The sequence below is a fragment of the Pseudoalteromonas sp. 0802 genome (genome assembly GCF_013350085.1).
Classification (GTDB): domain Bacteria; phylum Pseudomonadota; class Gammaproteobacteria; order Enterobacterales; family Alteromonadaceae; genus Pseudoalteromonas.
Window position 1 is genome coordinate 1 of record NZ_JABVXE010000045.1, and the last position, 6,115, is coordinate 6,115.

The 6,115-nt window shown below is 38.3% G+C and carries 6 protein-coding genes; 5 read left to right on the forward strand and 1 reads right to left on the reverse strand.

Annotated elements, in window-relative coordinates:
• Positions 1-12 precede the first annotated feature (12 nt).
• The 4 genes from HUS61_RS20880 to HUS61_RS20895 all read left to right on the forward strand — a co-directional run bounded on the left by HUS61_RS20880 (position 13) and on the right by HUS61_RS20895 (position 4,563).
• Positions 13-147 carry a transposase gene (locus HUS61_RS20880; protein ID WP_309473986.1) on the forward strand — a complete coding sequence of 45 codons (135 nt, stop codon included), beginning with the start codon at positions 13-15 and terminating at the stop codon, positions 145-147.
• Positions 148-490: 343 nt separating this feature from the next.
• On the forward strand, positions 491-1,225 hold the full coding sequence (locus HUS61_RS20885) for a DsbC family protein (RefSeq protein WP_175083644.1): 735 nt from the start codon (positions 491-493) through the stop codon (positions 1,223-1,225).
• Between the two features lie 6 nt (positions 1,226-1,231).
• Positions 1,232-1,951, forward strand: coding sequence for a TraV family lipoprotein (locus HUS61_RS20890; RefSeq protein ID WP_175083645.1), 720 nt, complete (start codon positions 1,232-1,234; stop codon positions 1,949-1,951).
• Between the two features lie 14 nt (positions 1,952-1,965).
• Positions 1,966-4,563 (forward strand): TraC family protein, encoded by a 2,598-nt coding sequence (locus HUS61_RS20895; protein WP_175083646.1) that lies wholly within the window; start codon positions 1,966-1,968, stop codon positions 4,561-4,563.
• A 64-nt stretch (positions 4,564-4,627) separates the two neighbouring features.
• Here HUS61_RS20895 and HUS61_RS20900 read toward each other — a convergent pair whose 3' ends face one another.
• Complete coding sequence (locus HUS61_RS20900) at positions 4,628-5,065, reverse strand: hypothetical protein (RefSeq protein WP_175083647.1); 438 nt, start codon at positions 5,063-5,065, stop codon at positions 4,628-4,630.
• A gap of 301 nt (positions 5,066-5,366) precedes the next feature.
• Here HUS61_RS20900 and HUS61_RS20905 point away from each other — a divergent pair, with 301 nt between their 5' ends.
• On the forward strand, positions 5,367-6,062 hold the full coding sequence (locus HUS61_RS20905; protein ID WP_175083648.1) for a zinc-finger-containing protein: 696 nt from the start codon (positions 5,367-5,369) through the stop codon (positions 6,060-6,062).
• Positions 6,063-6,115: the final 53 nt, after the last annotated feature.

Here is a 6,115-nt window from a genome sequence, read left to right on the forward strand (position 1 = left end):
ACAACTACTAAAATCTGGAAATCATTTCCTTACCTCAAAAACCAATTTTGGAAAGAGAAAACATTTTGGTCTGATGGGTACTTTGTGTGTTCTGTAAGAAATGCTAGTGCAGAGATAATACGAAAATATATTCAAGAGCAGGGGTGACACCGATTCATCCCCGCGACATCACTTCGCTCTGATCACGGGGTTTTCTCGGTGAACTTTCGATAAACTTTATTCGTTAAGGTTGGTATATATCAACCTTAACCTTAGATCAGTATTTTACCAACCTAAGGCTTTATCATGCCTAAAACTAAGTATTTAGAGCTTTGAGTATCCTAAATTCACCTTAATTTGTTGATTAAACAAGCATATCAACCATCGAGTTAGTAAAACTCTGTTTTGTCCAAATCCATGAAAAAAAGTAAAAATCAGTAATTAATCTCCCCTTTTCACTCTATAGCCAAGATTACAATGACATGTATGTCAATTTAAAGAGTAAGTCACAATGTCACTAAAGAAAACAATTACGGCTATTGGTCTATTAGCAACTGTAAGTCTTTTAAGCGTATCTTCAATGGCGAAATCAATTAATCCGAAAGAATTAAAACAAACTCTTTCTCAAAAAGGTGATATAGAAGGTATTCAAGAACTCCCTGTTGAAAACTTAATGCTAGTTAAGACTAAATCAGGACAAACATATTTTGTATCTAAGAATGGCCGCTTTGTCTTTCAAGGGCAGTTAATTGATACATGGTTTAGACGAACTATTGATGAGTTGAGCGAAGCAAGAAATGCTCACCGTGTCCCTCTTGAAAAAATGGGCGTAAAACTAGATGAGCTTGCAACACTATCATTTGGTAACCAAGACATACCCAAGCAAGCAACAATATTCGTTGACCCTAATTGCGGATACTGCCACGCCCTGTTCAATAAAATTCAGCAATCTCCAGAAAAGTACAATGTCGACTTTGTATTAACAGCGATGCTGGGCAGCCAATCTTTACTAGAGTCCAAACGCCTAAATTGCGCTGTTGATAAATCTAAAGCTGTCATCGACCTTATGAACAAGACAAAACTAGCAACAGAAATGAGAGAAGACTGCGATGCAAAGGCTGTTCAAAAAGCACCTATCGTTATGGGATTGCTTGAGGCTAGAGGAACCCCATTCCTAGTTCGTGAAGATGGTTTAACCTTTAATGGGCTACCAAACGATTTTGATGCATGGCTTGAGATGGAGTAACTAGCAATGAAAGAAATCTTTAAAATCAGCTCAATTCTAGCCATAGCCTCATTATTTTCTGGGTGTTCAGCATTTACGATTGGTGAAGAGGAATTTTCATGTGCAGGTAAACCGGAACTTGGTCTCTGTAAAGGGCCGATGGAGGTTTATGAGTTAACCAACAATCAAGACCACCTTGAGCACATGATGACTGCAGAATATGCAAAAAACGAAGGTGAAAAAAAGTCAAATTCAGAAGGAAACCAAAAAGTCATTTACGTTAATAGTGAAGGGGAAGACATCACATACGTATATGAACCAAGAAGTTTGCGAAGACAAAACACACAGGATTATGACAAAGCCAACATTGTTGGTATCGCTAGCAATTACACAATGTCATATTCGAAACAATCACACGATGAGTTAGATGACTTAAGAACTTTCAATTACGTTCCAAATGATATCGCGCCAGAGCCTCTCGCTGTTCTAGAAGAAGCTAAAGCAATGCGTATTTATGTTGCTGCTTGGGAAGATAAGTCTGGAGATTTGAATATTCCAGGCTTCGTTTATGTTGAATTACAACCAAGACGCTGGGTAACAGGCCATCAAGCTCAAATGCGCCCAAGTCGAGTATTACCATTTCAAACAATAAAGAAAAGCAAAGTAACAAGCCAAAGAAAAGAAACTATGGCCAAAGGTATCGATCCGTTGAGCATTTCTAGACCTCAGCCTGAGGCTAATAAGTAAAATAGGTGTATAGCATGCTGAATAAAATCCAAGAAGCTATCGAAAAGATATTGAATCCAGATATCGAAGAAACCCAGCAGAATTTTGCTGGCCCCCTTTGGCGAAGCACCATTGAAGATCAACAAAAGCTTCTCGGAGGTAATAAAGCCGCAGAATTAAACTGTGTAATGGAATATATTAAAGAATATCAAATGTTCTTAATGGAAGGCGGTTACATTGGATTTGTTATCGCCTGCCAACCAACTAACGGGGTAAACAACGAAATAAGAACAGCCTACGAAGGCTTTCTATCTGATGAGTTTCCTCACAACACATTAATTCAACTAAGCCTAGCTGCTTTACCACGAATAGATGGCTTTCTAAATGGTTACAGGCAACTACGAGGGAAGCGGATTGGTGGTGAAGACGGTGAGCTTGCTGATGCAATGAGCGAATCAGTAATTAATTATTACTCTAAAGCAAGAAAAGAGTCTCTTGATAAAAAATCGGGTATCCGGCCAAGAGATTTTGAACATTGGATCACAGTAAAAATCCCAGTTAAAAACTTTATCCCTTCCGATAAAGAGCTCAAGGAGTTCCTAGAGGTAAAAGATAGAACATATTCAATATTCGAAGGGTTAGGCTTAGCCCCATTGATTTTAAATGATGAAGAATGGCTTTCAAGAATGCAGACTTTCTTCAATCATTCACCTAATGCGCTTTGGCGAGATAAAGTAAAAATCAACAAACTTGTCCCACTGGGTGCGCAAATATTAGAGCAGGGCGGAATAATTAACCGTGATGAATATGGTCTAGAATTTTCATCTTTAGATGAGAAATCAAATGGATTTGCTTCAGTCATGACCCTCAAGCAAACACCCGATTACTTGAACTACGGTGATATTATAAACCTGCTAGGTGATTGGCGATTTGGCAAGCGAACAGTTGCTTGGAACCCATATTTAATGACGCTTAACGTACAGTTACCAAGTATTCATTCGGCAAATGAAGAATTTGATCGCCGTAACAAATGGCTAAAAAAACAAGCAAAAGGAAAAATGCTGGAGTGGGTTTCAACCTTAAAAGACCAGGCACAAGACTACTTTGCAATCGAAGATGAACTGAAAAACTCCAGATTATGTAAAATTAGCCTTAATTTAATAATCCTTGGTGAAAGTAAGAAAGAAACATTCACGGCGACTAGGAAATTGCAGGCATTCTTTAAACGTAAAGAGTATAAGTTCAACATAGAAACAATTTTGGCGCCTAGCACTTTCTTAAACGCTTTACCTCTTGGACTTGATGATGAATATATAAAATTATCAGACAGGTTTGATGAATGGACGGCAAAAGGGGCTGTATTTTTATTACCACATAGCGCGAGTTGGAAAGGAAACACTTCACGGCCAATTCTAGAGTTTGTCACGCGCTTTGGGCAAATATTCGGTTTAGACATATTTGAAACAGATGGTTCCTTTAATGCACTTATTTGCGCTCGCTCTGGAGCTGGTAAGTCATTTTTCAATAATAAGCTAATCACTTCATATCTAGGCTCTGGTGTTAAAAGCCGGCTTGATGTGGGCAGCGATACTGACGGCGCTCAAGTGTTTGTTATTGACAAAGGTCGCTCATATGAAAACTTAGCAAGCCAGTATAAGAATGCTCAATTCATTGACTTCAATGAGAACATGAAGTTTTCACTTGATCCATTTGCAAATATTGATGACTTTTATGGCAAAGAAGGTCAAGCAGCCATGGTTCATTCCTTGCTGAAAGCAATGGCGTCAGAATCAGGTGATTTAAGTGACTACCAATCTACAGAAATGCTTACAGTACTCACTGAGCTTTGGAACCTTAAAGGGAAAGATTCATCAATCACAGACTTTTCTGAGCTGTGTGAAAAGCACCAAGATGTTGAAATAAAGAGGATAGGGCGCCAACTAAAACCATGGTGTGAAGGCGGAATTTTTGGAGACTTTTTTGGTAAGAAATACCCACCAATAAACTTCAAATCACGATTAATCGTTTGTGAGATGGATGAACTATCCTCGCAACCTCACTTATCACAATGTGTTCTGATGAGCCTTATCAACGCAGCTCAACATGCAATGTTTTTATCAGGCAACAAACAAAGAAAACTTTTCATTCTCGATGAAGCTTGGGAATACCTTAAAGACAAGCCGGGTAAAATCAATTATCTAGCCGAGTTCCTTGAAACTGGTTGGCGTCGATTCAGGAAAACACGTGCAGCTGGCATTTGTATCACACAGAGCTTACTTGATGCTTACCAAAGCCAAGCGGGGATGGCCATTGTTAACAATAGTCCATGGAAGTTTATGTTGGCCCAGGAACCGGAAGCCGTTGATAAACTCAAAGAGTTAAAAGCGTATGATGGTACAGATCAAGACTATGATTTAATGAAAAGCGTTCATACTGATAAGGGCCATTACTCAGAAATCTTAGTGAGATACGGGCAATCGAGGGAAATAGTTAAGCTTTTTGTAGATAAAGAAACCCAACTAGTTTACTCAACAGATCCAGATGACAGGGAGTTAGTAGACAAGTTTAAGTCTCAAGGTTATTCAATTAAAGAAGCTCTAGAACTTGCAAATAAAGAGAAGGGAAGGGGGTAATCACCTCTGTGCGTACACGTATATGTATGTGTACGCACAGATAAATTGCAGATGAAGCGAGTTGTTAAAACTTGCCCAATTCAACTAAGCACTGCTTTCGAAGACCGCAAATTTCGTTGAACAATGATTTATTAAACCTAACTCGAACAGCAAAACCATTACCATATGCAACAATACCTTGCGGTGCAGGTAGATACCATTTGTTCAGCATTCCCATATACAATGTAATTTGAGCTCTTTCATATAAATTTACTCCAGTATAGTTTCGAGACTTAAACTCACATACAACAAACCTAAGCTTTAATAGATTGAAGAATAGGGCATCTGGCATACCGACTAGATTCTTATTTTCTACCTTTATTGGATTTCGTCCCCCAACATCACCACCAAGAAATAGATAATAAAGAGGCACTTGAAGCTTTCTCTTGACGCTATACCCTTTTGCAATAAGTACGATCACTACGATAGAGAAAACTAGGAAAATTTGAATAATAAGTAACATATGAAACCTATAATAGTTAAAAGCACAGCGCGTATTAGATTTGAACTTTTACCTGCCCGGGCGTGCTCTCGCGTGCCTCTTTTAGCCAGTTTTTTATCGAATGCACCACCTTTAGCTTTCCTAAATAATTCTCTATCTGAGTAATAAAGAGCTAATTGGGAGACTGGTATTGATTTTTTTGGGTTCATTTACACCTCCTTATGTCACTCATTATTTCACGCTAAAAAATTGAGGCAGAGATTAAAATAGAGAAAATTGAGTTTTTTTTTGAATTCCAGCGCAATTGTTTAACCAGGGTTTAATGGAAGACATACAAACACTAAAACAAGGCAAAGCTGTGATTTATTTAAACCAAGTCGATCTAAAAAAACTGGTCCAAGAGCAACTATCTAAGTCTGGAATAGTTGATGCTTCTACGTATAGCTATGTAAATGAACTAAGCAAGTTGCTCTCTGATCACCGACATGAAGCTCTATCTCTGGCACTTATAGGGGAGCTGAAGCATAAAGCTAATTACTTAACTGACTTAGCTGAAAAATCGATGCGAATGTATTTCATCCACTTTCTGGAAGATATTGTGATGGGAAGAAACTCAAGAGCTGCAGTGGACATCAAAGTTCGATGTGAATACTGTTCCGGGTTAGCATCACTTTCAGAATCAAAGCACATATTCAAAGGTAAAGATCACGATTTAATTTATCTTTGTGAAAACTACAAATCAGGATGTGATTCATACGTTGCAGTGCACAAAGGGGATAACTTACCTCAAGGAACCCTGGCTAATGCCGGCACTAGAAGCGCAAGACAAAAGGCACACAAAATATTAGATGTACTTTGGAAAGAGTGTGGTTTTGCAAGAGTTGATGTGTACAGACAGTTGGCTAACTACCTAGAAGTTAAACCTAATGATTGTCATATTGGTAAATTCACCGAACAACAATGTGAATCAGCGATAAACTTTACGAAACTTATATGTACTAGCTCAGACTTGATCTGACAGTTACCCGTTTTTCAATCGGTGACTGTCAGTTTAGATTTGAGCTAAATTCT

What these genes read in the sequence shown, in the direction of transcription:
- HUS61_RS20885 (WP_175083644.1), top strand. Translation starts at nt 491, where the DNA reads ATGTCACTAAAGAAAACAATTACGGCTATTGGTCTATTAGCAACTGTA.
- HUS61_RS20890 (WP_175083645.1), top strand. Translation starts at nt 1,232, where the DNA reads ATGAAAGAAATCTTTAAAATCAGCTCAATTCTAGCCATAGCCTCATTA.
- HUS61_RS20895 (WP_175083646.1), top strand. Translation starts at nt 1,966, where the DNA reads ATGCTGAATAAAATCCAAGAAGCTATCGAAAAGATATTGAATCCAGAT.
- HUS61_RS20900 (WP_175083647.1), bottom strand. Translation starts at nt 5,065, where the DNA reads ATGTTACTTATTATTCAAATTTTCCTAGTTTTCTCTATCGTAGTGATC.
- HUS61_RS20905 (WP_175083648.1), top strand. Translation starts at nt 5,367, where the DNA reads ATGGAAGACATACAAACACTAAAACAAGGCAAAGCTGTGATTTATTTA.